The organism is Caproiciproducens lactatisolvens, from assembly GCF_052443335.1.
Lineage (GTDB): Bacteria > Bacillota > Clostridia > Oscillospirales > Acutalibacteraceae > Caproiciproducens.
In genome coordinates, this window is the sequence record NZ_CP195750.1 from 1,642,048 (window position 1) to 1,666,679 (window position 24,632).

Annotated in this window: 19 protein-coding genes, 1 riboswitch and 1 other annotated feature; of the genes, 5 read left to right on the forward strand and 14 right to left on the reverse strand. The window is 51.1% G+C overall.

Annotated features, from left to right (window positions below; all coding sequences use genetic code 11):
* Positions 1 to 10: 10 nt before the first annotated feature.
* Both tgt and queA read right to left on the reverse strand, forming a co-directional pair.
* A complete protein-coding gene (tgt, locus tag ACRQV7_RS08130) occupies positions 11 to 1,141 on the reverse strand; it encodes a tRNA guanosine(34) transglycosylase Tgt (protein WP_444657761.1) in 1,131 nt (376 codons plus the stop codon).
* A gap of 107 nt (positions 1,142 to 1,248) precedes the next feature.
* A complete protein-coding gene (gene queA, locus ACRQV7_RS08135) occupies positions 1,249 to 2,295 on the reverse strand; it encodes a tRNA preQ1(34) S-adenosylmethionine ribosyltransferase-isomerase QueA (RefSeq protein WP_444657762.1) in 1,047 nt (348 codons plus the stop codon).
* An 80-nt stretch (positions 2,296 to 2,375) separates the two neighbouring features.
* A riboswitch (Lysine riboswitch) is annotated at positions 2,376 to 2,551 on the forward strand.
* Between the two features lie 141 nt (positions 2,552 to 2,692).
* Here queA and asd point away from each other — a divergent pair.
* The 4 genes from asd to ACRQV7_RS08155 are packed head-to-tail and all read left to right on the forward strand — an operon-like array spanning position 2,693 to position 5,945.
* Positions 2,693 to 3,772: an aspartate-semialdehyde dehydrogenase gene (asd, locus tag ACRQV7_RS08140; protein WP_444657763.1), complete on the forward strand. Its 1,080-nt coding sequence runs from the start codon at positions 2,693 to 2,695 to the stop codon at positions 3,770 to 3,772.
* Between the two features lie 29 nt (positions 3,773 to 3,801).
* The gene (gene dapA, locus ACRQV7_RS08145; RefSeq protein ID WP_275715869.1) at positions 3,802 to 4,692 is read left to right on the forward strand and encodes a 4-hydroxy-tetrahydrodipicolinate synthase; all 891 of its coding nucleotides are present in this window, start codon (positions 3,802 to 3,804) and stop codon (positions 4,690 to 4,692) included.
* Positions 4,693 to 4,719: 27 nt separating this feature from the next.
* Positions 4,720 to 5,472 (forward strand): 4-hydroxy-tetrahydrodipicolinate reductase, encoded by a 753-nt coding sequence (gene dapB / locus ACRQV7_RS08150; RefSeq protein WP_444657764.1) that lies wholly within the window; start codon positions 4,720 to 4,722, stop codon positions 5,470 to 5,472.
* 11 nt (positions 5,473 to 5,483) lie between these two features.
* Positions 5,484 to 5,945: an ACT domain-containing protein gene (locus ACRQV7_RS08155; RefSeq protein ID WP_444657765.1), complete on the forward strand. Its 462-nt coding sequence runs from the start codon at positions 5,484 to 5,486 to the stop codon at positions 5,943 to 5,945.
* A gap of 79 nt (positions 5,946 to 6,024) precedes the next feature.
* On the opposite strand, the gene ACRQV7_RS08160 is transcribed toward ACRQV7_RS08155, so the two are convergent.
* The 11 genes from ACRQV7_RS08160 to yfmF all read right to left on the reverse strand — a co-directional run bounded on the left by ACRQV7_RS08160 (position 6,025) and on the right by yfmF (position 20,621).
* Positions 6,025 to 8,688, reverse strand: a complete 2,664-nt coding sequence (locus tag ACRQV7_RS08160) for a YfhO family protein (RefSeq protein WP_444657766.1) — start codon at positions 8,686 to 8,688, stop codon at positions 6,025 to 6,027.
* A gap of 115 nt (positions 8,689 to 8,803) precedes the next feature.
* Positions 8,804 to 10,033 (reverse strand): tyrosine--tRNA ligase, encoded by a 1,230-nt coding sequence (tyrS, locus tag ACRQV7_RS08165; protein WP_444657767.1) that lies wholly within the window; start codon positions 10,031 to 10,033, stop codon positions 8,804 to 8,806.
* Positions 10,034 to 10,080: 47 nt separating this feature from the next.
* Positions 10,081 to 10,317 (reverse strand) — a binding site (T-box leader).
* Between the two features lie 30 nt (positions 10,318 to 10,347).
* On the reverse strand, positions 10,348 to 12,030 hold the full coding sequence (recN, locus tag ACRQV7_RS08170) for a DNA repair protein RecN (protein ID WP_444657768.1): 1,683 nt from the start codon (positions 12,028 to 12,030) through the stop codon (positions 10,348 to 10,350).
* Positions 12,031 to 12,035: 5 nt separating this feature from the next.
* Entirely contained in the window at positions 12,036 to 12,485 is a 450-nt protein-coding gene (locus tag ACRQV7_RS08175; protein WP_141825245.1) for an arginine repressor, read from the reverse strand.
* Position 12,486: 1 nt separating this feature from the next.
* Positions 12,487 to 13,344: an NAD(+)/NADH kinase gene (locus tag ACRQV7_RS08180; RefSeq protein ID WP_444657769.1), complete on the reverse strand. Its 858-nt coding sequence runs from the start codon at positions 13,342 to 13,344 to the stop codon at positions 12,487 to 12,489.
* Between the two features lies 1 nt (position 13,345).
* Entirely contained in the window at positions 13,346 to 14,158 is an 813-nt protein-coding gene (locus ACRQV7_RS08185; RefSeq protein WP_444657770.1) for a TlyA family RNA methyltransferase, read from the reverse strand.
* Positions 14,155 to 16,011: a 1-deoxy-D-xylulose-5-phosphate synthase gene (gene dxs / locus ACRQV7_RS08190; protein WP_444657771.1), complete on the reverse strand. Its 1,857-nt coding sequence runs from the start codon at positions 16,009 to 16,011 to the stop codon at positions 14,155 to 14,157. The genes ACRQV7_RS08185 and dxs overlap by 4 nt, the downstream gene beginning before the upstream one ends.
* A gap of 51 nt (positions 16,012 to 16,062) precedes the next feature.
* Positions 16,063 to 16,920 carry a bifunctional methylenetetrahydrofolate dehydrogenase/methenyltetrahydrofolate cyclohydrolase FolD gene (gene folD, locus ACRQV7_RS08195; RefSeq protein WP_444657772.1) on the reverse strand — a complete coding sequence of 286 codons (858 nt, stop codon included), beginning with the start codon at positions 16,918 to 16,920 and terminating at the stop codon, positions 16,063 to 16,065.
* 15 nt (positions 16,921 to 16,935) lie between these two features.
* Positions 16,936 to 17,964, reverse strand: coding sequence for a prolipoprotein diacylglyceryl transferase (lgt, locus tag ACRQV7_RS08200; RefSeq protein WP_275715892.1), 1,029 nt, complete (start codon positions 17,962 to 17,964; stop codon positions 16,936 to 16,938).
* 90 nt (positions 17,965 to 18,054) lie between these two features.
* Positions 18,055 to 19,341 (reverse strand): EF-P 5-aminopentanol modification-associated protein YfmH, encoded by a 1,287-nt coding sequence (gene yfmH / locus ACRQV7_RS08205; protein WP_444657773.1) that lies wholly within the window; start codon positions 19,339 to 19,341, stop codon positions 18,055 to 18,057.
* Positions 19,338 to 20,621, reverse strand: a complete 1,284-nt coding sequence (gene yfmF, locus ACRQV7_RS08210) for an EF-P 5-aminopentanol modification-associated protein YfmF (RefSeq protein ID WP_444657774.1) — start codon at positions 20,619 to 20,621, stop codon at positions 19,338 to 19,340. The genes yfmH and yfmF overlap by 4 nt, the downstream gene beginning before the upstream one ends.
* 205 nt (positions 20,622 to 20,826) lie before the next feature.
* Between yfmF and ACRQV7_RS08215 the strand changes: the two genes are divergently transcribed.
* Positions 20,827 to 21,738, forward strand: a complete 912-nt coding sequence (locus ACRQV7_RS08215) for a DMT family transporter (RefSeq protein ID WP_444657775.1) — start codon at positions 20,827 to 20,829, stop codon at positions 21,736 to 21,738.
* Positions 21,739 to 21,804: 66 nt separating this feature from the next.
* On the opposite strand, the gene uvrA is transcribed toward ACRQV7_RS08215, so the two are convergent.
* Positions 21,805 to 24,624: an excinuclease ABC subunit UvrA gene (gene uvrA, locus ACRQV7_RS08220; protein ID WP_444657776.1), complete on the reverse strand. Its 2,820-nt coding sequence runs from the start codon at positions 24,622 to 24,624 to the stop codon at positions 21,805 to 21,807.
* Positions 24,625 to 24,632 lie beyond the last annotated feature (8 nt).

Genomic DNA, 24,632 nt, shown 5'->3' on the forward strand with positions numbered 1-24,632 from the left:
CAAGGATTTCTTATATCCTCAAGCTCAATTTCAAGATATTATTGCTATAGAATTCTTCAAAACGACCCTCATCAAGAGAAAGACGGATCTGTTCCAGAATGGAATTGTAAAAATAGATGTTGTGCATGACGCAAAGCCGCATAGCGAGCATCTCTCCGCTTTTAAAAAGATGGTGAATGTATGCGCGCGTAAAATTGCGGCAAACGGGACAGTCGCAGTGTTCGTCAATCGGTTTCTCATCGAGCGTGTATTTCGCGTTCATCATATTCCGGCAGCCGTCCCAGGTAAAGGTGTGCCCGTGACGGGCGTTTCTGGAAGGCATAACACAGTCGAAAATATCCACGCCGCGCCTGACCGACTCCAGAATATTGGCCGGGGTTCCCACCCCCATCAGATAACGGGGCTTGTCCTTCGGCATTTCGGGCTCCACCGCCTCGATGATGCGGTACATCTCTTCCGCGGACTCCCCCACCGCCAGCCCGCCGATCGCGTACCCGTCGAGGTCAAGCTCGCGGATCTGCTTCATATTCTCGATGCGCAGGTCCTCGTAGGTGCTGCCCTGATTGATTCCCCACAGCATCTGGCGGGGATTGATCGTGTCCGGCAGCGTGTTCAGCCTGTCCATTTCCGCCTTGCACCGATACAGCCAGCGAACCGTGCGCTGACAGGAGCTGCGCGCGTAATCGTATTCCGAAGGATTCTCCACACATTCGTCAAAGGCCATTGCAATGGTAGAGGCCAGGTTGGACTGAATTCTCATGCTTTCCTCCGGTCCCATAAAGATTTTATGGCCGTCGATATGAGAAGCGAAGGTCACGCCCTCCTCGGTAATATTCCTGAGCTTTGCCAGCGAGAACACCTGAAATCCGCCGCTGTCGGTCAGGATCGGCCCGTCCCACCGGGTAAACCGGTGCAAGCCGCCCAGCTTTTTCACATTTTCGTCGCCCGGTCTCAGATGAAGATGATAGGTATTGCAGAGCTGTACCTGGCATTTCAGGTCCTTCAGATCCAGCGCGGACACACCGCCTTTAATCGCGCCGCAGGTAGCCACGTTCATAAAAGCCGGAGTTTGAACCGTCCCGTGCGGCGAATTCACTACGCCGCGCCTTGCCGCTCCCGTATTGCTGATTAGCTTATACATATTTTAATCCTTGTTTATCCTTTCGTATCAGTAAATGAACATCGCGTCGGCCATATGCATGGCAGGCAAGACTGGCGTCGCGATGCATATGCCTTGTTTCAAGCCTGTTAAATGATCAGCATCGCGTCGCCGAAGCTGAAAAATCGGTATTTTTCCTGAACGGCGATTCGGTACGCGTTCATAATATGCTCGTAACCAGCGAGGGCGGAAACCAGCATGATGAGCGTGCTCTCCGGCAGGTGGAAATTGGTGATCAAGCCGTCGAGCACTTTGAACCGGTAGCCGGGATAAATAAAAATATCCGTCCATCCGGCGCTTTCCCTGATACAGCCCTCCGCGGTCCCGACGGACTCCAGCGTGCGGCAGCTTGTCGTTCCCACCGCAATGACGCGGCCGCCGTTCCGTTTTGTTTCATTGATGGCATCCGCCGTTTCCTTCGGGAGATAGTAATGTTCCGAATGCATTTTGTGATCCAGTACCTTTTCCGCCGTGACCGGGCGGAACGTGCCCAGCCCGACGTGCAGCGTGACAAACACCACTTTCACGCCCTTGGCCTTTACCTTTTCCAGAAGCTCCGGCGTAAAATGCAGTCCGGCGGTCGGAGCGGCCGCGGAACCGACTTCCTTGGAATACACGGTCTGATAGCGCTCATTGTCGTTCAGATGCTCCGTGATGTAATGTGGCAGCGGCATTTCCCCGATCTGATCCAGGATTTCATAGAAATTCCCTTCATACGTAAAGCGCGCCAGACGGTTGCCCTCGTCGATAATTTCCAGCACTTCCGCCCTGAGAAGGCCGTCGCCGAAAACGAAACGGGAACCGGGCTTCGCACGCTTGCCGGGACCGCAGAGAACTTCCCATACGTCCCCTTCCCGGTGGTTTAAAAGCAGAAACTCCACGCGGGCCCCCGTCCCTTTCTTGATTCCATAAAGCCGGGCCGGCAGAACGCGCGAATCGTTCAGAACAAGACAGTCGCCGGGATTTAAGCAGTCAATGATATTGAAAAAGTGTTTATGGGTAATCTCGCCGGTTTCCTTGTTCAGTGTCAAAAGTCTGGAGGAATCGCGCGGTTCAATCGGGGTCTGCGCAATCAGTTCTCTCGGTAAATCATAAAAAAAATCTTTTGTCTGCAAATTTTTTAAATCCAATGTCATTTCCATATCTCCCACATAATATACTACCGATTCTTTATTATAAATAAATTGACAAGTAATAGCAACCCATGTTATTATAATTCAAAGATAGAGGCGCGATTTTAAAAAGTAACGGATCTCAGGCTGCCAAAGCCGTTTATCGTCCGTGAAAGGTAAACTCGCCGAAGGGGGTTTCGGGGCAGGGAACCGCCTGGTTGTTTTTGTGAACAGCAGAACAACTGTCATCATGTTGATATGATGGAGCGCTATCGGCTAACATTTGGTTCGGCAGATGCCGGACCCTATCAATGTCGAACACTACCTATTATATTTGCCTGATGACCGGTTTTCAACCGGTTTTTTTCTTATGTATATATTTTCTCATTCTTCAAACATATATATTACAGGAGGGCTACCAATGAAAAAGTATCATGTAGGAATTATCGGCGCAACCGGCATGGTTGGTCAAAGATTTGCTACGCTGATCGAGAACCACCCGTGGTTTACGGTTACCGCGCTCGCAGCGAGTGCGCGTTCCGCCGGAAAAACATATAAAGAGGCTGTCGGGGACCACTGGCTGATGACAACACCGATGCCGAAATCAATGGAAAATATGGTCGTTTTCAACGCAGAGCAGGATATTGAAAAAATCACTTCCCTTGTTGACTTCGTGTTCTGCGCGGTCAACATGAAAAAAGAGGAAATCAAAGCACTGGAAGAAGCCTATGCCAAAGCGGAGTGCCCGGTGATGTCCAACAACAGTGCGAACCGCCTGGTGGCCGACGTACCGATGATCATTCCGGAAATCAACGCGGATCATGCCGGGGTCATTGACACGCAGCGCAAACGTCTCGGCACAAAACGCGGATTCATCGCCGTGAAATCGAACTGCTCTCTGCAGAGCTACGTTCCGGCTATCCACCCTCTGATGGACCTGAACGTAACGAAAGTGCTCGCCTGCACCTATCAGGCCATTTCCGGCGCGGGAAAAACCTTTCAGACGTGGCCGGAAAGCGTCGATAACGTCATTCCCTTTATCGGCGGCGAAGAAGGAAAATCTGAAAATGAACCGCTGAAAATCTGGGGACATGTCGAAAACGGCGCAATCGTCAACGCCACTTCCCCGTCCATTACCTCCCAGTGTCTCCGTGTTCCCGTTTCCGATGGGCATACCGCCGCGGTTTTTCTCTCCTATGAAAAAAAGGTCGAGTTGGAAGAAATTATTGCAAGATGGGAAAACTTTAAGGGAGTTCCTCAGAAGCTTCAGCTTCCCAGCGCCCCAAAGCAGTTTTTGCATTATTTCCGCGAGGACGACCGTCCGCAGTCAAGGCTTGACCGTAATCTGGAGAACGGCATGGCCGTTTCCATCGGACGTTTGCGCCCGGATACGCAGTACGATGTAAAATTTGTCTGTCTGTCCCACAACACTCTGCGCGGAGCCGCAGGCGGAGCTGTTTTGATGGCGGAGCTTCTTTGCGCAAAAGGTTATATCGATTGAAGAATTTGCGAATTTGGAGGTAAAGTGTCATGAAAAAGCTTATTTTCAGCGGTTCCGGCGTCGCGATCATTACGCCGATGAACGAGGATGGTTCCGTGAATTATGACGTTTTGGGCGATCTCGTCGAATTTCATATCGCCAACGGGACGGATTCCATTATCGCCTGCGGTACAACAGGGGAATCGGCAACATTAGACCACGAAGAGCATTGCAAGGTCATCGAATACATCATTAAAAAGACGAAGAAACGGATTCCGGTCATTGCGGGCTCCGGCAGCAACGACACCCGCTACGCGGCAGAGCTGTCCCTGACCGCTCAGGAGCTTGGCGCGGACGCTCTTTTAATGGTTACACCCTACTACAATAAAACCTCTCAGGCGGGTCTGGTAAAGCATTATCACTATGTGGCGGACCGTGTAAAGCTTCCGATCATCGTCTACAACGTACCGTCCAGAACGGGCTGCAATATCAAACCGGAAACGTATCTGGAGCTTTCCAAACACCCGAATATCAATGCTGCAAAAGAGGCGAACGGGGATATTTCCGCTCTGGCGAGAACCATTTCCCTTTGCGGCGACGAGCTGCATATTTACTCCGGAGAAGACAATCAGACGCTGCCCATTCTTTCTTTGGGCGGAAAGGGAATCATCTCCGTATTCGCGAATATCATGCCAAAAGAAATGCACCAAATCTGCGCGGATTTCTTTGACGGCAACCTTGCCGCCAGCCGTGCGGCCTTTTTGAAATACCTTGAGCTGATGGACGCACTGTTCATGGATGTGAACCCGATCCCGGTGAAGGCGGCCATGAAAATGCTCGGATTCAACAGCGGAAGCTGCCGCCTGCCGTTAACGGCGATGAGTGAAGAAGCGGAAGTAAAACTCGCAATGGTTCTTAAAAAATATAATTTATTAAAATAAATTGACCTTTCCGGAGGGAATGTGAAAATGACAAGGATGATTATCTGCGGATGCAACGGCAAGATGGGCCGTGAGGTTTCGGCCTGTGCGGCGCTGCGGGACGACTGCAGGGTCGTAGGCGGAATCGATATGAATACGGAGGCGAAGGAGGATTATCCGGTTTTTGCGAAACCGGCGGATATCAATGTCGACGCCGATGTCATTGTCGATTTTTCCAACCCCGCCCTTCTCGCTTCTCTGCTCCAGTATGCGCAGATTCATAAAACGCCGCTTGTTCTGTGCACCACCGGTTATAACAAAGCGCAGGTGGAAGCGCTCACCCGTGTTTCCGAAGATGTCCCCGTATTTTATTCGGGCAATATGTCGCTGGGGATCAACCTGCTGATCGAATTGTCCAAAAAGGCGGCGAAAGTGCTGGGCAGCGGCTTCGATGTGGAGATTATAGAGAAACACCATAATCAGAAAGTCGACGCGCCGAGCGGCACCGCACTCATGCTGGCTGACGGCATTTCATCCGTCATGAACGAAAATGCGCACTATATTTACGACCGGCATTCCCAGAGGAAGAAGCGCGAAGCAAACGAAATAGGGATTCATTCCGTTCGCGGGGGAACCATTGTCGGCGAACATGAAGTGATTTTTGCCGGACATCATGAAGTGATCACGCTTGCTCATTCCGCGCAGTCAAAAGAGGTTTTTGCCATCGGGGCGATCAACGCGGCCGTTTATCTGGCAAAGATGCCCGCAGGACTTTATAACATGTCTGATTTATTAAAATAGGAGGTAGCATGATGAGTACGGAACCAATGATCACCACTTCAAATGAAATTACCCTGATCACGCTGCAGAACTGTCCTTCCGAGCTGACCTTTACCGCCGATGTTTTTCAGAAAATTTCGGGGTTCGGAGTCAATGTGGATATGATTTCGCTTGCGCCGACGCACGGGGCTTTCACTTCCATTTCCTTTACGATTTCCGACAACGATCTGGATAAAATTCTGACCTTTACATCCGATCTTCATGACAATTCCAATATTAAGACCATTGTCAGCAGCGGAAACTGCAAAATTTCCGTCTATGACCAGGGAATGAAGGACACTCCCGGCGTGGCGGCGAAGGTTTTTGCGGCGGCGGCGAAGAGCGAAACGGACATACGGATTATCACAACCTCTGAGGTAGACATCTCCCTGCTGGTTACGGCGGCGGATTTTGACCAGACGCTGAACGAAATCGAAAAGTGTCTGAAGAAATAAAAGCCTGCTTCCTGTTTTCTATAAAATAATAATCCCTTCCGTCAGGCAGTATGATCTGCTGGCAGCGGAAGGGATTTTTTCATCTCCAGTAATAGATGACTACGGGGAAAATATAAACCGCGATAAAAACGCCGATGAACAAAACCGTAAAGAAAACAACCGCCGGCAGTTCCAGAAACCGAATTTTACGGTAGAGTCCTTTTCTCAGAAATATCAGGAAAAGAATCAGACCAGCGATTCCCAGGGCGGATAAACAGCTTCCCAAGGAAAACCCGGGCGGAATATAAGAAACGGAGATTTCGTTTTTCCCTTTGTCCAGCCTGATCGCCATCATGGAATCCAGCACGCAGTTGATATCGGTCTTTTTCCCGTTTACAGTCGCGGTATATCCCCTGCCGTCCGTAATCGGAAGGAAGAGATAGGACTGGTCGTCGGCCGCGTCCGCAGTGCCGGTAATCCGGTTCCCGGACTGCTTCAACTGCGCGGCGGCGGTACCGCTGACTGCTTTCTTTAAAACATCGTCCTTAAGTCCGGCGATTCCAAAGGATTTCACGTCGACTTCTTTTAAAACCTGGATTTCCACTTCCACCGTCTGGTCGCGGAAGGTGCCGAGATTCAGGAGTCCGTTACTGCTTTGATTCGGATAATCGTCCTGTACGGTCATCCCGTTTATTAGGATATTGAAGCTTGAGTTGATATGCTCGATCAGGCTGTTTGACAGCCTGTCAAAGCAGTCGAAATAAAGCGTTTCCGTTCCCTGAACCGGAATCCGGTAAACCACCGACCCCTCGGCGCTGTTGTCCGGAAAAGTAAGAGAATATCTTTCGCCGGCAGTATAGGCGATATTATTCAGAAGAGTCGGCTCGTAATAGGTAAACAGCTTGTCCTGTGTATGAAAGAGGGATTCAAAGACAAACTGCTGAATGTTGAGGCGGGTCGTGTCCGGCAGAGTGCTGAATGCCTGAATGTCATCGGAATGAACAACAAATCCGACGGGAAGAGTGTCCTCTTTTTCTCTGATCTCATATTTCTCATTCTGATAAAAAACCTTCTGCTCCTTGCTGAAAGAAGTTCCCCTGCGGAGAATCGTGTACCGGTTCCCCATTATGGCGTCAGTCAGTTTGGTGCCGCCGTTTGAGTTGACTTCCATCCAGTAGGACGAATAGCCGAGCTTCTTCATGGTATACATAAAGTTTTCGCCCGTCAGCGACGTATAATGGCTCAGTGTATGGTACCCCAGGCTGCCCATCAGGTTTACGTCGAAGTATTTTTCTTCGGATTTTACGCGGTAAAGGGAGTCATCCCCGATCCGGCCGCTCAGATCGATGACGGCTGCCTCGGTTTTCCCGTTGTTGGCGGCGGAAGCCACGTAAACGCCGGAATTAAATACGCATTCCAGTACAACCATGACGCACAGCAGGACGGAAAATGCGGTTTTACCCAGCAGCCTGAACTGGTAGAGCAGCAGAAGGACGAGATACGCAAGTCCCGCGACCAGAGAAAACAGGAGCAGAAGCCGGAAGCTTGCGCTGTTCCCCCACAGGGTTTCCGTGTAAATCCTGACGACATCATATTCCTTATAAAAAATCAGGCATTCCGCAAGGAATACGGCGCTGACCGCCAGCATCCCGCCAAATACGGCCAGCGGGCTGCTTGACGTAAGGCGGTTTTCCTGATTGATTTCCGATAATACGGCGGCAAGCAGAATCAGGCCGAAAAAAATGGTGATATATCCGTAGCGGACCGGAAAAGCCTGATAGTTTCCGGTCTGCCACATTTTATTGATCGGTTCTATGAAAACCGGTATCATAGTCAGGACAAACAGGAAAAACACAAAGTTCGTACTCGGCGGAAGCCTTTTCGCAAAAAACAAATAGACAATCAGCGCGGCAAAGATCGCGCCCGAGCACAGAATCACGGTAAACGTCGTGTCCAGTCTGGAAATCAGCCCACCCACTCTTAAGCTCGTAAACAGGTCGCTGGTTCTGGCGGAAGCCGTATACTGCATCAAGGAGGGAAGCCAGACCACGGCGGTAATCAAAGCGGTAATCAGGGTGGAAACTCCCAGAAGCAAAATATTTTTCCGGCGTGTCCCCTTTTTCGCGAAGAAACAGACATAGACTCCGGATGCCAGCACCAGAAAAACCGACACCATATAGCTCAGATAGAAATTCACTGTCAGTATCGCTGAAAAAGACAGGACATACCACAGGATTTTTCCTTCGTCAGCCAGCTTGATCAGGCCGATCAGAAGAATCGGGAAAAGGTACATGACGTCCAGCCATACGTGGTTCTGGTAGTAAAACATGGTATAGCCGCAGAAGGCATACATCATGGAGATCGCCGTGTTTTGCAGCACACCGAGCCTTTTGAATTGAAAACAAAAAAAGACGCTTGCCGTAAACGCGCATGCCATCATTTTCAGCAGGACCAGAATATTCATGAAGAGATAGAAATCGGCTTTATCGACAAAGGCAACCAAAAAGCTGAACGGACTGCTGATAAAAAACAGGAATACGCCCCAGAAGCTCATGCCCCCGGCGTTCTGTAAATTCAGAAACATGTTTGCTTTTCCGGACAGGATATCTTGAAAATCCATCAGAAAAGGGATGACCTGCTGGTTCATGTCGCACCACGAGAGAGTGTTAGTTCCAAAAGGAAACATCCTGTTTACAAAAAACACCGAAAGCATAATCACCACCACCGAAGCGGGCGCCAACAACAAAGAGCCGTTTTTTTTCATCTGGATGAATCCTCCAACATTTGTCAATGTACCTATTATAAGGAATTGCCGGATGAAAATCAATCAAAACAGCCCGCCGCCGAAATTTCGGCGGCGGGCAAAGCAAATTTTTGCGTTAATCAACCAGATTGACTTTGTGGAACACCTTTTTCCCTTTTTTAATCACCACATATTTTTTCTCGAAACGGTTCAGGGAAAGTTTCTCCGTGCTGGAAAGGATCTTCACGCTATCGACTGAAATACCGCCCTGATCGATCAGACGCCTTCCCTCTCCTTTGGAAGGCGCCAGCTTTGTCAGGACCAGCAGATCAAGCACGCCGATTTCCCCGTCGGAAAAATCGGCCGCGGTAATATCCGTGGAAGGCATGTTGTCCGTGTTTTCCCCGCTGCCGAACAGCGCGCGCGCACCTTCCTGCGCCTTTAACGCTTCCTGCTCGCCGTGAATCAGCTTAGTGACCTCAAACGCAAGAATTTCCTTGGCTTTGTTGAGCTCCCCGCCCTCCAGCTTCGCAAGCTCATCGATTTCCGACAGCGGAAGGAACGTAAGGATTTTCAGGCATTTGATAACGTCGTCGTCACCGATATTTCGCCAGTACTGGTAGAAGTCAAACGGCGTGGTCTTTTCGGGGTCCAGCCAAACGGCGCCCTTTTCGGTTTTGCCCATCTTTTTGCCCTCGCTGGTCGTCAGCAGGGTAAACGTCATGCCGTAGGCTTCCTTCCCCTCTTTGCGGCGAATGAGCTCGACGCCGCCGATAATATTGCTCCACTGGTCGTCGCCGCCAAGCTCCAGCTGGCAGTTGTACCGGTGATTCAGCTCCAGAAAGTCGTAGCTCTGCATAATCATATAGTTCAGCTCAAAGAAAGAGAGTCCCCTTTCCAGACGCTGCTTATAGCATTCCGCGGCAAGCATGCGGTTGACGGAAAAATGCACGCCGACATCACGCAAAAACTCAATATAATTCAGATTCAGAAGCCAGTCGCCGTTGTTGGCCATAATCGCTTTGCCTTCCGAAAAATCAACCAGACGGGACATCTGCTTTTGGAAGCAGGCGATATTGTGGTCGATTTCCTCTTTGGTCAGCATTTTGCGCATATCGGATTTTCCGGAAGGATCGCCGACCATGCCCGTTCCGCCGCCGAACAGCGCAATCGGCGTATGGCCGGCTCTCTGCATGTGCGCCATGACCATAATCTGCACAAAGTGACCTACGTGCAGGCTGTCGGCTGTCGGATCAAACCCGATATAGAATGTGGTTTTGTGATTGTTGAGAAGATCCTGAATCTTCTCCTCGTCCGTCATCTGGGCAATCAAGCCCCTTGCTTTGAGTTCTTCGAAAACTCCCATAAAAAATCCTCCATTTCAGGGGGATAAAAAACGCCCCCTGCTTATTTGCAGAGGGCGGAATCAACCGCGGTACCACCTCAGTTCACCGTAGCCTCGCGGATACGGCCTTACGGGTACAAAAATACCCACGCGCTATAACGTGCGCTTTCACGGCCAAATCTAATAGAAACCGTTCAATCTGGCGACTCCGGGATGTATTTCAGCCAAATCACGCGCCTGCTTACACCAGCCGCAGGCTCTCTTTGCCGTCTTTTTGGCTTACTTCTTCCCATCAATGTCATTATACTGCATTATACCCAATTCCCTCCGCATTGTCAAGACGAGCCATGCTTTTTGGCAAGCCTGAGCATTTCGGCCGCATTTTCCAGCAGCAGCGGCGTGATCTGCGCCCCGCCCATAATTCTTGCCAGTTCCTGTTTCCTTCCCTCGTAATCCAGCTCAGCCACGTCGGTGAAGGTTCTGTTCTCCCGGACCTGCTTTTTGATTAAGAACTGTGTGTCGGCCAAAGCGGCTATCTGCGCCAGATGCGTTACGCAGATCACCTGACGGTGGCCCGCGACCTCATGCAGCTTTAAACCGACCTTCTGCGCCGCGCTTCCGCTGATGCCGGTGTCGACCTCGTCGAAAATCAACGTGTCAATGTCGTCTTTCCCGGCAAGCACCGTCTTAATGGAAAGCATAATGCGGGAAAGCTCGCCGCCGGAAGCGATTTTTGCGATCGGCTTGGCCGGTTCGCCCGCATTCACCGAAATCAGGAACTGAAGCTTGTCGCAGCCGAACGGATTCAGTGGGCAGTCCTCCTGCTGTACCTGAAAATCGATGTTCGGCATATCGAGAAAGCGGAGCTCTTCCTTTACCCTTTTCGTAAAGGCCCGTGCCGCCTCTCTGCGGCAGCCGGAAATCTTTTTCGCAAGTCTTTCCGCTTCCGCCTTCGCCTTTTGATATTCCTTTGTCATCTGCAGGATTTTTTCATCCGAAAGCTGGATGTCCTCCAGCTGGGCCTTCGATGTTTCGAGAAAACCGATCATATTTTCCACGGAGCCGCCGTACTTCAGGCCAAGGCGATAAAGGACGTCCAGCCTGTCCTCTATCCTTTCAAGGTCTGCGGGATCATATTCCAGCTCCGAGGAAAAACCGCGGAGCTCTTCGCCGCAGTCCTCCAGATCGTAGCGGATGTTTTTGATTCTTTCGGAAAGCTCATGGATTTCCGGCAGGTATTTTTCCGTTTCGGACAGAGCGTCCGAAGCCGAAACAACAGCGGACAAAGCTCCGTCAAAGCTTTCTTCCCCGTTCAGGGCCGATTGCGCCGTATGAATCGCCGAGGCAATCTTTTCGCTGTTTAAATAGCGGGTACGGGTTTTATTCAGTTCTTCCTGCTCGCCGGCCCGCAGACCGGCGGCCTCCAGTTCGTTGACCTGATAGGTCAGCAGATCAATCTGCCTCGCTTTCTGCGCCTCGTCCATATCAAAAGCGTCCAAAGCGCTTTTGATATGCTGCATATTGCTGAAAGCGGCGCGATACTCCGAGAGCAGTGCCTCGGACACGCCCATGCGGTCGATGTACCGGATATGTAAATCGGGCGACAGCAGGTCGTAGCTCTCGTGCTGGCCGTGAATGCTGATCAGCACGACCCCGATCTCTTTCAAAACGGATACGGTTGCCGGGCGGCCGTTAATTCGGCACACGGTTTTGCCGTCGGTATGGATTTCGCGCTGAATCATGACGGAACCGTCTTCTTCCGGCGCATAGCCGAATTCCGCCAGCTTATGGACGGCCTGTTCCCCAAGGTCGGAAAAAACGGCGGTGACAAAAGCGGAATGAGCCCCGGTCCGCACAAGCTCACGCGAGGTTCTTTCCCCCAAAATTGCGTTGATGGAATCAATAACAATGGATTTTCCGGCTCCGGTTTCTCCGGTCAGAACGTTCAGGCCGGGGTGAAAATCGATCCCGGTCTTTTCAATCACAGCAATATTTTCGATGTAAAGCTGAGAAAGCATTGCAATCACCCAACCATTTTTTTAAGTTCAGCAACCAGCTGCTGTGCATGGTCTTCGTCCCTCATCGCAATAAAAATGGTATCGTCCCCGGCCAGAGTGCCGACGGCGCCCTGCCAGTGCATGGTGTCCATTGCCGCACAAACAGCCTGCGCCATGCCCGCGTGGCATTTGATTACCACCAGATTGCATGCGTAGTCAATTTGCACTGCAGAATCGGAAAGGAGGGAATAAAATTTAGAGGAGTAATCGGCCGTGTTGCTTCTGCCGGTGGAGTATCTGTATTTTCCGTCGTGGGACAGAGTCTTGATCAGCCTGAGCTCTTTAATATCGCGGGAAACGGTGGCCTGGGTTACTTCAAAACCGTCTTCGCGCAGGCGGCGCAGCAGTTCTTCCTGAGTATCAATCGCGTATTCGTTAATCAATTCAAGGATTTTTGCGTGTCGTCGTGTTTTCAATTCAATTTCTCCTCTCGGCTAATTTTTCGTTCACTACCTCATAAAAATTATCGTCTTTTAGTTTAATAATTCTCACCATACGCTCCGAACGGCAAAAATTAATTTTCTGATTATCCGCAATCCGAATAAAAGTGTCTCCGTCCACGGACAAAATAATCTCGCTTTTATAGTGGGAACACGCCGTTACGCTCAGCTTAGCGTCCGGCCCGAAAATAACCGGCCTTGTCAGCAGGGAATGCGGACAGATCGGCGAAAGCAGAATACAGTTGATGCTCGGGTCGATCACGGGGCCGCCGGCGGAAAGGGAATACGCGGTCGAGCCGGTGGGAGTGGAAATAATCAGGCCGTCCGCCCTGTATTCACAGACATTTTTATCATTGAAGTGAACGGTGATATCCAGGATCCGGGAAAGCGCTCCGCGGGCGATTACCGCGTCGTTCAGCGCCAAATGGGTTTCCTCTTTCCCCTGATTGACCAGCCGGATTTCCAGCATCATACGGTTTTCGATGGTATAGTCCCCGTCGATCAGTCTTTTCAGCTTGTCAAGCTCGTCCGTTTCCAGCCCGGCGACAAAACCGAGCCGCCCCACATTGATGCCTAAAATCGGCTTTTCCGCCACGGCGGCATGCCGGGAAGAGTGGATAATGGTTCCGTCGCCGCCAACGGCGATGACGGCGTCGCAGTCGGACATCATTTTATCGAAGTCATCGTAAAAGACAATGTGTGAATTTGGAAAACAGCTTTTCAGGTTTAACCGCATGCATACCTCCGCGCCGAATTTCTGCAGCGTTTCCGCCACCCGCGTGGTATGAAGCTGTGCGTTGTGCTTGCTTAGGTTCGGCATGATCGCTATTTTCAAATTATTCACCACCGTTTAATGTATGATGGGATTCTTCCACCAATGCTTCTATGTTCAACGGAGCACTTTCCGGTTTCTCCGATTTTTGAAGGTAAACCAAATACTCAATATTCCCCTCCGGCCCTTTTACCGGGGAATAAGTCAGGCCCAGAACGGAAAACCCGTGTTCCAGCACAAAGCCGGTTATTTTTTCAATCACTTCCTGGTGAACCGCCCGATCGCGCACCACGCCTTTTTTGCCTACTTTCCCCCGCCCCGCTTCAAATTGGGGCTTGATCAGGCAGACGGCCTGCGCGTTTTCCGCCATGAACTCCCTTGCGACGGGAAGGACCAGGCAAAGGGAAATAAAAGAGACGTCCACGCTGAAAAAATCGATGTCGTCCGGCACCTGCTCCCGTGTAAGGTAACGGACATTGGTGCGCTCCAGATTCACGACCCTTGGGTCCGTACGCAGCTTCCACGCGAGCTGCCCGTAGCCGACGTCGATGGAATAGACCTTTTTCGCGCCGTTCTGCAGCATGCAGTCCGTAAAACCGCCGGTAGAAGCGCCGATATCCATCGTGATTTTCTCTTTCAGTTCAATCGGGAAAACAGACATGGCCTTTTCCAGCTTCCAGCCGCCGCGGCTCACATAGGGCATGGTCTCCCCGCGGATTTCTATTTTCGTATCGACCGGAAGCATAGTCCCGGGCTTGTCGGACTTCTGATGATCGATATAGACATTGCCCATCATGATCATTGCCTTGGCCTTTTCCCTGCTTTCGGCAAGGCCCTGGTCAAACAGCAGGCAGTCCAGTCTTTTTTTCTCTATCACTTTTTGTACTCCGTCAATATCATATTTACCATTCCCTTGTCGTCAAGGCCAAGAGCGCTGAGCGACTGCAGCATTGTCGCATGGGGAACAAAGCTGGTGATCGCGCGTAAGCGGAACTCGCCGCGGTACCCGCTCTGGGACAGCAGATAGCTGAAATGCTCCCCGATTCCTCCCTGCTGGATTCCCTCTTCAAAGAAAAAGACTTTTTTTGCGGCCGCAGCTTCCGCTACCGCATCCCTGTCCACCGGAGTAATCCGGTTCAGCTTGATAATTTTCGCAGAGATCCCGGACTCTTTCAGCGATGTGACGGCCTTGCAGGCCATGGAAAACAAACGGCCGTAGGTCACAATCACCAGCTCCGCCTCATCCTGTCCGTAAATGTCGTAAGCTTTCCCGGTACTCTCAAAGTCGAAGGGCTTAAACATTGGCTTTCCGCGCGGATAGCGCACGGCGGAAACGCCTTCGCACTGGTAAAGCGCCTGCTGGAAAGAAAAATAAAGCTCGTCATAGTAAGCCGGAGAATAAACGGTAATCCCGGGAACGGTGCTCAGAAAAGCCGCATCAAAAATACCCTGATGCGTTTCGCCGTCGTCGCCGACAACACCCGCCCGGTCAATGGCAAACGTCACCTTTACCCTTTGGATGGCTGCGTCATGAATAATCTGATCGTAGCCGCGCTGTAAAAACGTGGAATAAATCGCGCATACGGGAAGCATGCCGCCCGCGGCAAGACCGCCGGCAAAGGTTACCGCATGCTCTTCCGCAATCCCCACATCGAAGAAACGGCCGGGAAACTGCTTTGCAAACCCCGTCAGACCGGTTCCCATCTGCATCGCTGCGGTAATCGCGCAGATTTTTTCATCCTTACCTGCCAGCGCGCAAAGATGGTTGCCGAAAACACTGGAAAAATTCTCACCGGCGGGGGCGGATTTTCCCGTCTTAATATCGAAGCTGGATATCCCGTGAAAAGCTCCCGGATTCTGCTCCGCATACGGATAGCCCTTTCCTTTGCGGGTAATCACATGGAGCAAAACCGGATGATTGATATTCTTGGCATTTTCCAGAACATCAATCAGCTTTCCCAAATCATGACCGTCAAACGGCCCGTAATAATAAAAGCCCATATCTTCAAAAATGGTACTGTTATATAATATCTGCTTTAAAGCAGCCTTTGATTTCGAAAGAAAATGATGCAGCGGCTTTCCTACGTGAGGAAGCCGGTTCAGCGCGGTTTCAATATTGCCCTTTGCCTTGAAATAACCGGGCTTTGTGCGAATGTGCGCCAAATAGCGGGCGATGGAACCGACATTGCGCGAAATAGACATTTTATTGTCATTCAAAATGACAATAAAATTCTTCTTGAAGCGTCCGGCATTGTTCAGGCCTTCATAAGCCAGACCGCCGGTCAGCGCGCCGTCGCCGATCAGAGAAATAACGTGGCCTGGCTCTCCGGCAAGAAGCTTTGCGTTGGCGATTCCCAGCGCTGCGGAGATAGAGGTGCTGCTGTGCCCCGCGTTAAAAGCGTCGTAACTGCTTTCCATGCGGTTCGGATAGCCGGAAAGACCGCCCTGCATCCGAATGGTGGAAATGGTGTCGCGCCTGCCGGTCAGAATCTTATGGGTATAGGCCTGATGCCCGACGTCCCAGACAATCCTGTCGTCCTTGGAACTGAAAACACGGTGCAGCGCAACCGTTAATTCAACGACCCCCAGGTTGGAAGCCAGATGTCCTCCGTTGTTGGAAACGGTCTTAATGATTTTTTCGCGAATTTCATCGCACAATTCATAAAGTTCATCCAGGGAAAGCTTTTGCAAGTCTTCCGGAAAATTAATTTGATTTAAAAGGTTGTCCATTCCGTACCTCAACTGGCAGCCGCCGGACGCAGTATACCGGGATTCCGCATTTTACAGAGTCATCCCGTTCTGACGCTTCGCCGCGGCAACTGTATTTTTAAGGAGCATCGCAATCGTCATGGGACCGACACCGCCCGGAACAGGAGTTATGTAAGAAGCTGTTTTCTCCACATTGGCAAAGTCAACGTCTCCGCACAGTTTTCCGTTTTCGTCGCGGTCCATTCCCACATCGATCACCACCGCACCCGGTTTCACCATATCCGCGGTAACAAATTTCGGTTTGCCGACCGCCGCGACAAGGATATCGGCCTGTCTGCATACTTCCTTCAGATTTCTGGTTCTGCTGTGGCAGATGGTCACCGTCCCGTTATGATGCAGGAGCAGCATGGCCATCGGCTTACCGACAATATTGCTTCTCCCGATTACGACACAGTTTTTTCCTTCGATCTCTATCTTTTCATGGCGGAGAAGCTCAATGACCCCCGCGGGAGTACAGGGCAGGAAATGATAGTTTCCGATCATGATTCTGCCCACATTGGAAGGGTGGAAAGCGTCCACGTCTTTTTCGGGATCAATGGCTTCCACCACTGCCTTTTCATCCAATCCGTCCGGCAGCGGGGATTGAACCAAAATACCGTTAATGTCTTTTTTAGCGTTCAGTTTCGCGACTAGGTCCATGATTTCTTTTTGAGAGGCGGACGCGGGCAGGGCGTATTCTTCGGAATAGATTCCCGCCTGAGCGCAGGCCTTTTTTTTATTGTTTACATACGTTCTTGACGCGGGGTCGTCTCCGACAATCACCACGGCAAGGCCCGGCGTTACGCCGAACCGGACCATTTTCTCAACTTCAAGGGCCAGCTGAGCCCGAATTTCGGCCGCAACCGCTTTCCCGTCAATGTATTTCGCCATAACCTGCCTCCAAAATCATGATTTCTCGGTTTCTTCCGCCGTATCCTCGGAAGAAGCTGAAACGGGTTCTTCCGGCTCCGCGACTGGTTCGGACGCAGCAGGCTCTTCCTGTACCGCGCCGTCCGACGTATCTTCAGAAGCGTCTGTGTCAAAAATAGTGCTTGTATCGTCGTCAATCAATTCTTCCGGTACTTCATCCACCACGGCATTCAGAGCCATGACTTTCGGGGAACCGCATCCGGTAAGAGCGGTTCTGTTGCGGAAAACAATCAACAATGCGATACCGGTTAAAACCGTTATTACAGCAACTACCTGTGAGACCCTGAGAGGAATAACCGGGGTAATCAGGCTGTCCGTACGCAGTCCTTCAATAAAGAACCGGCCGACGCCGTACCAGATTAAATAGCCAAGAAAAACCTGTCCGTCATATCTTCTGAACCTGCGGCTGAAAATATGTAGCAGGACAAAGCCCAGAAGGCACCATAAGGATTCATAAAGGAAGCAGGGATGCACAGGGCCGTTCGCAATGGCGGAAGTATTTTCGCTGACCATGCCCCACGGCAGAGTGGTTTCGCGGCCAAACGCCTCCTGATTGACAAAGTTGCCCCAGCGGCCGATCGTCTGTCCAATCAGGAAGCCGAGCGAGGCCAGGTCCAGCATGGCCGGAACGCTGATTTTGCGCAGCTTGGCGATCAGCGCGCCGCAGAGCAGGCCGCCGATGATTCCGCCGTAAATTCCAAGTCCTCCCTCCCAGATATAAAGGGCGCTGATCGGATTTCTCAGATACTGGTCGCTGGTATCGAAAATGACATAGTAGGCCCTTGCGCCGATGATTCCGCCGATAATACCGACAATCACGGCGTCGATGAGCCTGTCCTGATCCATATTAAATTTTTTGCAGCTTGCCATCACATAAAGGAAAGCCAGTAAAAAACCGACCGCAATAATCACACCGTACCATCTGACGGTAAGCGAACCGATTGAAAATGCAACCGGATTGATTGTAAAGTGAATGCCTAGTCCCGGAAATTGAACATTTAACATATACTCCACCATTTCTCCACGCGCAAAAACAGATTAGACCCCGGCCAAAACTTCGCGTGGGATGTTCTGGCGGTAAGAATAAAGAAAAGCTTATTCTTCAACCGGTCTTACAATGGAAAGTGCGGAATACTCCGGTCTGAGCTGGACATTGAGCCTGTTCTGCACGGACTGAATATCCGCCGAAGCAATCGTATCGATATAGTTAAACAGTTCATGGCCGGTAAACGCCAGTGAGGCCATGGTATTGGCGATGTTGTCCACACTGTTGAAAGACGAGACCATACGGCCGTAAACCGCTTTTTTGGAGCGCTCAAAAGCCGCGGGGTCCAGTCCGTGTTCACGCAGCCCGGCAACCTCTTTTTTGATCTCCTGCGCAACGGCATCGGGGTCCTTTGATTCCCCGGAAAAGATCACCGACGCATAACCCGGTCCCTCAAAATATTCATAGGAGAAGGAGGACTGATTAATCAGCCCGGCGTCCAGCAGCCTGCGGAACAGCGGGGACGCGTCGGAAGCCAGGATTTCCAGCAGGATTTCCGTGTCCGCGATTTCGCGGGCAGACAGGCGGTTCTTGCCCGCCTTTTCCTTAAAGCCCAGCTGAAAGATCGGGGCGGCCACGGAAAGCTTCTGTTCCACCCTGCTCTCCACAACCCCCTCGGGCTCTTCTTCAAAAAAGCGGTCGATGGTGACGTTTTTAGAGGGCTTCAGCATTTTATCGCAAAGCTCCAGCACCTTGTAAACGTCGACGTTTCCCGCGACACACAGCACCATATTGTTGAGGTTATAGAAGGTATGATAGCACTTATAAAGCAACTCCGGCGTAATCTCCGCAATACTTTCGACCGTTCCGGCAATATCGATCCTGACCGGATGCTTATGGTATATGGCGCGCAGAAGGTTGAACATCACGCGCCACTGCGGGTCGTCGTCGTACATCCTGATTTCCTGGCCGATAATGCCCTGCTCCTTCTGTACGGTCTGCTCGGTAAAATAAGGGGACTGAACAAAATCCAGAAGGATTTCCAGCGATTCGTATACTTTTTCCGAACAGGAAAACAGGTAACAGGTTTTGTCAAAAGAAGTATAGGCGTTTGCGGAAGCCCCCGTTTTTGCGTAGCGGGCAAAGGCGTCCCCATCCTCGCTTTCAAAAAGCTTGTGCTCCAGATAATGCGCGATGCCGTTGGGGACCGTATTCAGCTCGGTTTCTTCCGAAGTTTTAAAGCAGGTGTCCACAGAACCGTATTTGGTACCGAATACGGCATAAGTGGAGCTGTAATTCTCTTTCGGATATACAAAGATTTTCAGCCCGGACGAATGGTTGATCTCAAAATACCGGTCGCCGATCCGTGAGCTTTTGATTTCCTTCATTACATTCATTCTTTTTCTACCCCGTTTCCGACCAAGCGATACACCGTGTCAAGAGTGACATTGTTAGCGGCGTCGATAATCTGCTGACGCGTAACGGCGCTGATCAGCGCCGCCGCTTCCTCCGGGCGTTTGACATAATTGGCAAACGTCTGCGACAGGTACCACGCCTCCAGCCCGCCAAGGGAATCGGAAAGAGAGCGGTAGCTGTTACACATGCTGAGTTTTGCCGCATTGACTTCATTATCGTCAAAATTGCCCTTTTTTATTTCTTCCAGCTGGAATAAAATTTCCTCTTTGGCCTTTTCAATATTCTTCGTCTCAACGCCGCTCTGTACAAGCATGATTCCTTTCATGGAAACGTACAGCGCGCTGCAATAGTAGCAAAGGCTGAGCTTTTCGCGGACATTCAGAAACAGCTTGGAGTTCGGGGTGCCGCCAAAAAGGGCAACCATCAGCTTGACCGCCTCCACCTGCACATCCCGAAGGGAGGCCGCGGTGCGGAAGCCGAGAACGAGCTTGGACTGGGCAATATCCATTTTTTCGGTGACTTCATTGGCCTGATCCGCTTTTTTGACATTGACAGTCGGACACTCCACCGTGGATCTTTTGCCAAGCTTCTGAAAAGCGTTATAAAACCCTTCATAAACGGGCTTGGGATCACAGTCGCCCAGAACCATGATTTCGATCCTTGCGTTCTGAATCAGATAGCGCCATACTCCGGTCAGTTCCTCACGTTTCAGATTCCTGATATCTTCCTTGCTGCCATAACGGCTGATGCCGTACGGCTCGTTTTTACACATGATTTCTTCACAGCGCTGTCTGGCATAGGTGCGCTTGTCATTGAATTCAGAGTCGATCAGTTCAATGGTCTGGCGCTGTTCCTGCTCAAATCCGTCCTTCGGGAAAAGGCCGTCTTCAAACGGCGGGTCAAACAGAACGCTGCACAGCAGCTTTGAGAGCTCAGTCGAAGTGCTCTCCCCCTGCAAAGCATACCTGTCGGCAATTCCGGAAGCATAAAGAGACAGCATCTGGACGTCGCCGATTTTCTGAACGTCGGCACTCAGATCCGCTCCGTAAAGCTCGGCCAGACGTTCGCCCAGTTTTGTAAAGTCGGGATATTCCCTGCTGGCGCGGCTGAGAAGGAAAGGCAGAATGGCATTGGAAGCCGCAGCTTTTTTTTGAAGGGGCAGTAAAAAATTAACGGACATGCGCACCGTTTTGAATTTGATATCCCGGACGCTTCTGAAGTTGACGCCGTCACAAACGGAGCGCTGTTCTATTTCTGTCATTCGATTATTCATCTCCATATTAAACTCGGTTAAAATCAAGCTTTATTATATCACAATCCTCTGCTTTAGCAAAGAAATAATATTCTAAATTATTTATGAACATACAAAATTCATGCTGTGTCCTGCCGGAATCGGTCGCTTTTCTGTTGCGATAAAAACAGAATAATGTTATAATATCCGGGAACATAAAAACGAGGTGGCATTATTGAAAATTAAAAATAAGGCACTGGCCGCGGATTTGGGGCTGGTTTTCGTCACAATCATCTGGGGCAGCGCTTTTGTCGTCGTAAAAAACGCTACCGGCGCCGTTCCGACGAGCTACATCATTGCGATCCGTTTCGGGATCGCCGTTTTGCTCATGACTGTTTTTTTCTTCAAAAGGCTGAAAAAAATAGACGCCGACTGTATCAAGTCGGGTGCCGTCCTCGGGGTCCTGAGTTTTATCGCCTATTATTTGCAGACAACCGGCGTAAAATATACAACGGCGGGCAACAATGCGTTTTTAACGGCCGTCTATGTTGTGGTGGTGCCGTTCCTTTATTGGCTGCTGCGCAATAAAAAGCCGGATTTGTACAATATAGCGGCTGCATTAATATGCATTGCCGGAATCGGGCTTTTATCGCTGCACGCAGGGTTCACCATAAACATCGGGGATATTCTCTCTCTGCTGTGCGGAATCGCTTTTGCTTCACAGATCGTAGGTACCAGTATTTTAACCGAAAAGAATGATCCTATTCTGCTCTCCTACACGCAATTTGCCGTTACCGGAGTGATTGGCCTGGCAGTGGCTCTCTGCACGGAAACGTTCCCCGCCGGCCTGGGAACCGACTCCGTCCTGTCTCTTTTATACATCGGCGTATTCAGCACGTTGATCGCACTGGTTTTGCAAACCGTCTGTCAAAAATACACCCCGCCCGCAAGAGCTTCTTTGATTATGTCGCTGGAATCTCTGTTCGGCTCGGTTTTCGGCATTATCTTTTTACAGGAAGCGCTGACGCCCAAAATCTTAGCCGGATCTCTACTGATTCTGCTTTCCATTCTGATTTCGGAAACAAAGCCGTCTTTTTTCAGATGGAATCAAAAAAGGACGGAACTGCAGGAAGACAGCGCGGAATAAATCCATAGAAAACAAAAAACCTTCCGCACGGGGATTTTTCATCCTCCGCGGAAGGCTTTTTTATGCTCACAGCAATTTTTTCAGATATTTCCCGGTATAGGATTCCTTTACTTTTACGATCTGCTCCGGGGTTCCCTTTGCAATGACCTCACCGCCGCCGTCCCCGCCCTCCGGACCAAGGTCAATGATATAGTCGGCGGTTTTGATCAGGTCCAGATTATGCTCGATGACCACTACGGTGTTTCCGCCGTCCACCAGCTTCTGCAGCACTTCGATCAGCTTGTGGACGTCCGCGATATGAAGACCGGTGGTAGGCTCATCCAGAATATAAATCGTTCTGCCCGTGGAGCGCTTGGAAAGCTCTGTGGCCAGCTTGACTCTTTGCGCTTCACCGCCGGACAGGGTCGTCGCCGGCTGGCCGATCTTGACATAGCCCAGTCCGACGTCCTGCAGCGTCTGCAGCTTGCGGGCAATCCGCGGGATGCTGGAAAAGAACTCCAGACCCTCTTCCACCGTCATCTCCAGCACATCATAGATGCTTTTGCCTTTATACTTGATCTCCAGCGTTTCACGGTTATAGCGTTTCCCTTTGCAAACATCGCAGGGAACGTAGACATCCGGAAGAAAATGCATCTCAATTTTGATAATACCGTCGCCCTGACAGGCCTCACAGCGGCCGCCCTTCACATTAAAGGAGAACCGGCCGGAATTGAACCCGCGCAGCTTGGCGTCCTGTGTGGAGGCATACAGCTCGCGGATATCCGTAAAGACGCCGGTATAGGTAGCGGGGTTGGAACGGGGCGTTCTGCCGATGGGCGACTGGTTGATTTCAATCACCTTGTCCAGCTCCGAGAGCCCCTTGATTTCTTTAAAAGCGCCGGGACGGGATTTCGCTCCGTTCAGTTCCGCCGCCAGGTATTTATATAATATTTCATTGATCAGCGAAGATTTTCCGGAACCGGATACACCGGTGACACAGACAAATTCCCCAAGCGGGATATCCACGTTCACGTTTTTCAGATTGTTTTGCGACGCGCCGATGATTTTCAGCTTTTTTCCGTTGCCCTTGCGGCGTTCTGCGGGAACCTCGACTCTTTTCACCCCGCTCAGATACTGCCCGGTAATGGATTCCTTGCAGTTGACAATATCGTCCACGCTCCCGTTGAATACCACATGGCCACCGTGAATGCCCGCGCCCGGGCCGATATCCACAATATGGTCGGAGGCGCGCATGGTGTCCTCGTCGTGCTCTACAACAATGACGGTGTTTCCCAGGTCGCGCAGCCGCTTCAGCGTGGCAAGGAGCTTATCGTTGTCGCGCTGGTGCAGACCGATGCTCGGTTCGTCAAGAATGTAAAGGACTCCCATCAGAGACGAGCCGATCTGCGTGGCCAGACGGATACGCTGGCTTTCTCCGCCGGAAAGCGTACCGGACGAACGCGAAAGGGTAAGGTACTCCAGCCCCACGCTCTGCAGGAACCCAAGACGGCTTCTGATCTCCTTCAAAATAGCGCTCGCAATCATCGTGTCCCGTTCGGAAAGCTCCAGACGATTGATGAAATCCAGCGCCTGCGTGACCGATTTGTCGCAGAAATCGCTGATATTGATGCCGCCCACGGTTACGGCAAGGCTGATTGGGGAAAGGCGCTTGCCATGGCAGGCATCGCAGGGAATCGCGCTCATATAGGATTCGATTTCCTCTTTGATCCAGTTGCTCTGCGTTTCACGAAAACGCCGCTCAAGATTATTGATGATTCCCTCAAATTCGGTTTTATAGATTCCGCTTCCGTATTCGTTGCTGCGCTCGATCTGTATTTTTTCGCCCTTCGTACCGTAAAGGAGGACATCGATGATTTCCGGCGGCAGCTTTCCAAGAGGCGTATTCAGAGAAAAATGATAGTGTTTGGACAGCGCCGTCATGTACATGGAGGCGATCGTGCTGCCTTCCATCGCCCATCCGCTGGCTTTCAGGCCGCCCTTGCTGATGGAAAGGGACTTGTCCGGGATAATCAGGTCGGGATCGATTTTCATAAAGACACCCAGTCCCGTACATTTTGGGCACGCGCCGAACGGATTGTTAAAGGAAAACATGCGCGGAGTAAGCTCCTCCACGCTGATGCCGTGCTCCGGGCAGGCGTAGTTCTGGGAAAAGGTGATATCGTCTCCCCCGGCGACATTGATTACGATAATTCCGCCGGAAAGCGAGGAAGCCGTCTCGATGGAATCGGACAGGCGGGAGTGAATCGAGGGGTGGATGACCAGCCTGTCGACAATGACCTCGATCGTATGTTTCTTATTTTTTTCAAGCTGAATAGTTTCCGACAGATCATAGAGGCTGCCGTCCACACGCACGCGGACAAAGCCGCTTTTGCGCGCGGCGTCAAACTCTTTGGTATGTTCGCCCTTGCGTCCCCGCACCACGGGAGCAAGCACCTGAATCTTTGTTCCCTCTTCCAGATTCAGGATGCGGTCGACAATCTGGTCAACAGTCTGCTGCTTGATTTCCCGTCCGCAGATCGGGCAGTGCGGGATTCCGATTCTCGCGTACAAAAGGCGCAGATAGTCGTAAATCTCCGTTACCGTTCCGACCGTGGAACGGGGATTTTTGGAAGTTGTCTTCTGATCGATGGAAATGGCCGGAGAAAGCCCCTCAATGTAATCCACATCCGGCTTTTCCATCTGCCCCAGAAACTGGCGCGCATAGGAGGAAAGGGATTCCACATAGCGGCGCTGCCCCTCCGCGTAGATGGTGTCGAAAGCGAGAGAGGACTTTCCAGAGCCGGAAAGTCCCGTGAAAACAATCAGTTTGTCCCTTGGAATCTCGATATCGATGTTTTTCAGATTATGTTCCCTTGCGCCCTTAACAAAAATGTTCTTTGCTGTCATTGATTATA

Bases quoted from the DNA above. Each gene is read 5' to 3' on its own strand.
- tgt (WP_444657761.1), bottom strand. From the start codon at position 1,141: ATGTATAAGCTAATCAGCAATACGGGAGCGGCAAGGCGCGGCGTAGTG.
- queA (WP_444657762.1), bottom strand. From the start codon at position 2,295: ATGACATTGGATTTAAAAAATTTGCAGACAAAAGATTTTTTTTATGAT.
- asd (WP_444657763.1), top strand. From the start codon at position 2,693: ATGAAAAAGTATCATGTAGGAATTATCGGCGCAACCGGCATGGTTGGT.
- dapA (WP_275715869.1), top strand. From the start codon at position 3,802: ATGAAAAAGCTTATTTTCAGCGGTTCCGGCGTCGCGATCATTACGCCG.
- dapB (WP_444657764.1), top strand. From the start codon at position 4,720: ATGACAAGGATGATTATCTGCGGATGCAACGGCAAGATGGGCCGTGAG.
- ACRQV7_RS08155 (WP_444657765.1), top strand. From the start codon at position 5,484: ATGAGTACGGAACCAATGATCACCACTTCAAATGAAATTACCCTGATC.
- ACRQV7_RS08160 (WP_444657766.1), bottom strand. From the start codon at position 8,688: ATGAAAAAAAACGGCTCTTTGTTGTTGGCGCCCGCTTCGGTGGTGGTG.
- tyrS (WP_444657767.1), bottom strand. From the start codon at position 10,033: ATGGGAGTTTTCGAAGAACTCAAAGCAAGGGGCTTGATTGCCCAGATG.
- recN (WP_444657768.1), bottom strand. From the start codon at position 12,030: ATGCTTTCTCAGCTTTACATCGAAAATATTGCTGTGATTGAAAAGACC.
- dxs (WP_444657771.1), bottom strand. From the start codon at position 16,011: ATGGACAACCTTTTAAATCAAATTAATTTTCCGGAAGACTTGCAAAAG.
- folD (WP_444657772.1), bottom strand. From the start codon at position 16,920: ATGGCGAAATACATTGACGGGAAAGCGGTTGCGGCCGAAATTCGGGCT.
- lgt (WP_275715892.1), bottom strand. From the start codon at position 17,964: ATGTTAAATGTTCAATTTCCGGGACTAGGCATTCACTTTACAATCAAT.
- yfmH (WP_444657773.1), bottom strand. From the start codon at position 19,341: ATGAATGTAATGAAGGAAATCAAAAGCTCACGGATCGGCGACCGGTAT.
- yfmF (WP_444657774.1), bottom strand. From the start codon at position 20,621: ATGACAGAAATAGAACAGCGCTCCGTTTGTGACGGCGTCAACTTCAGA.
- uvrA (WP_444657776.1), bottom strand. From the start codon at position 24,624: ATGACAGCAAAGAACATTTTTGTTAAGGGCGCAAGGGAACATAATCTG.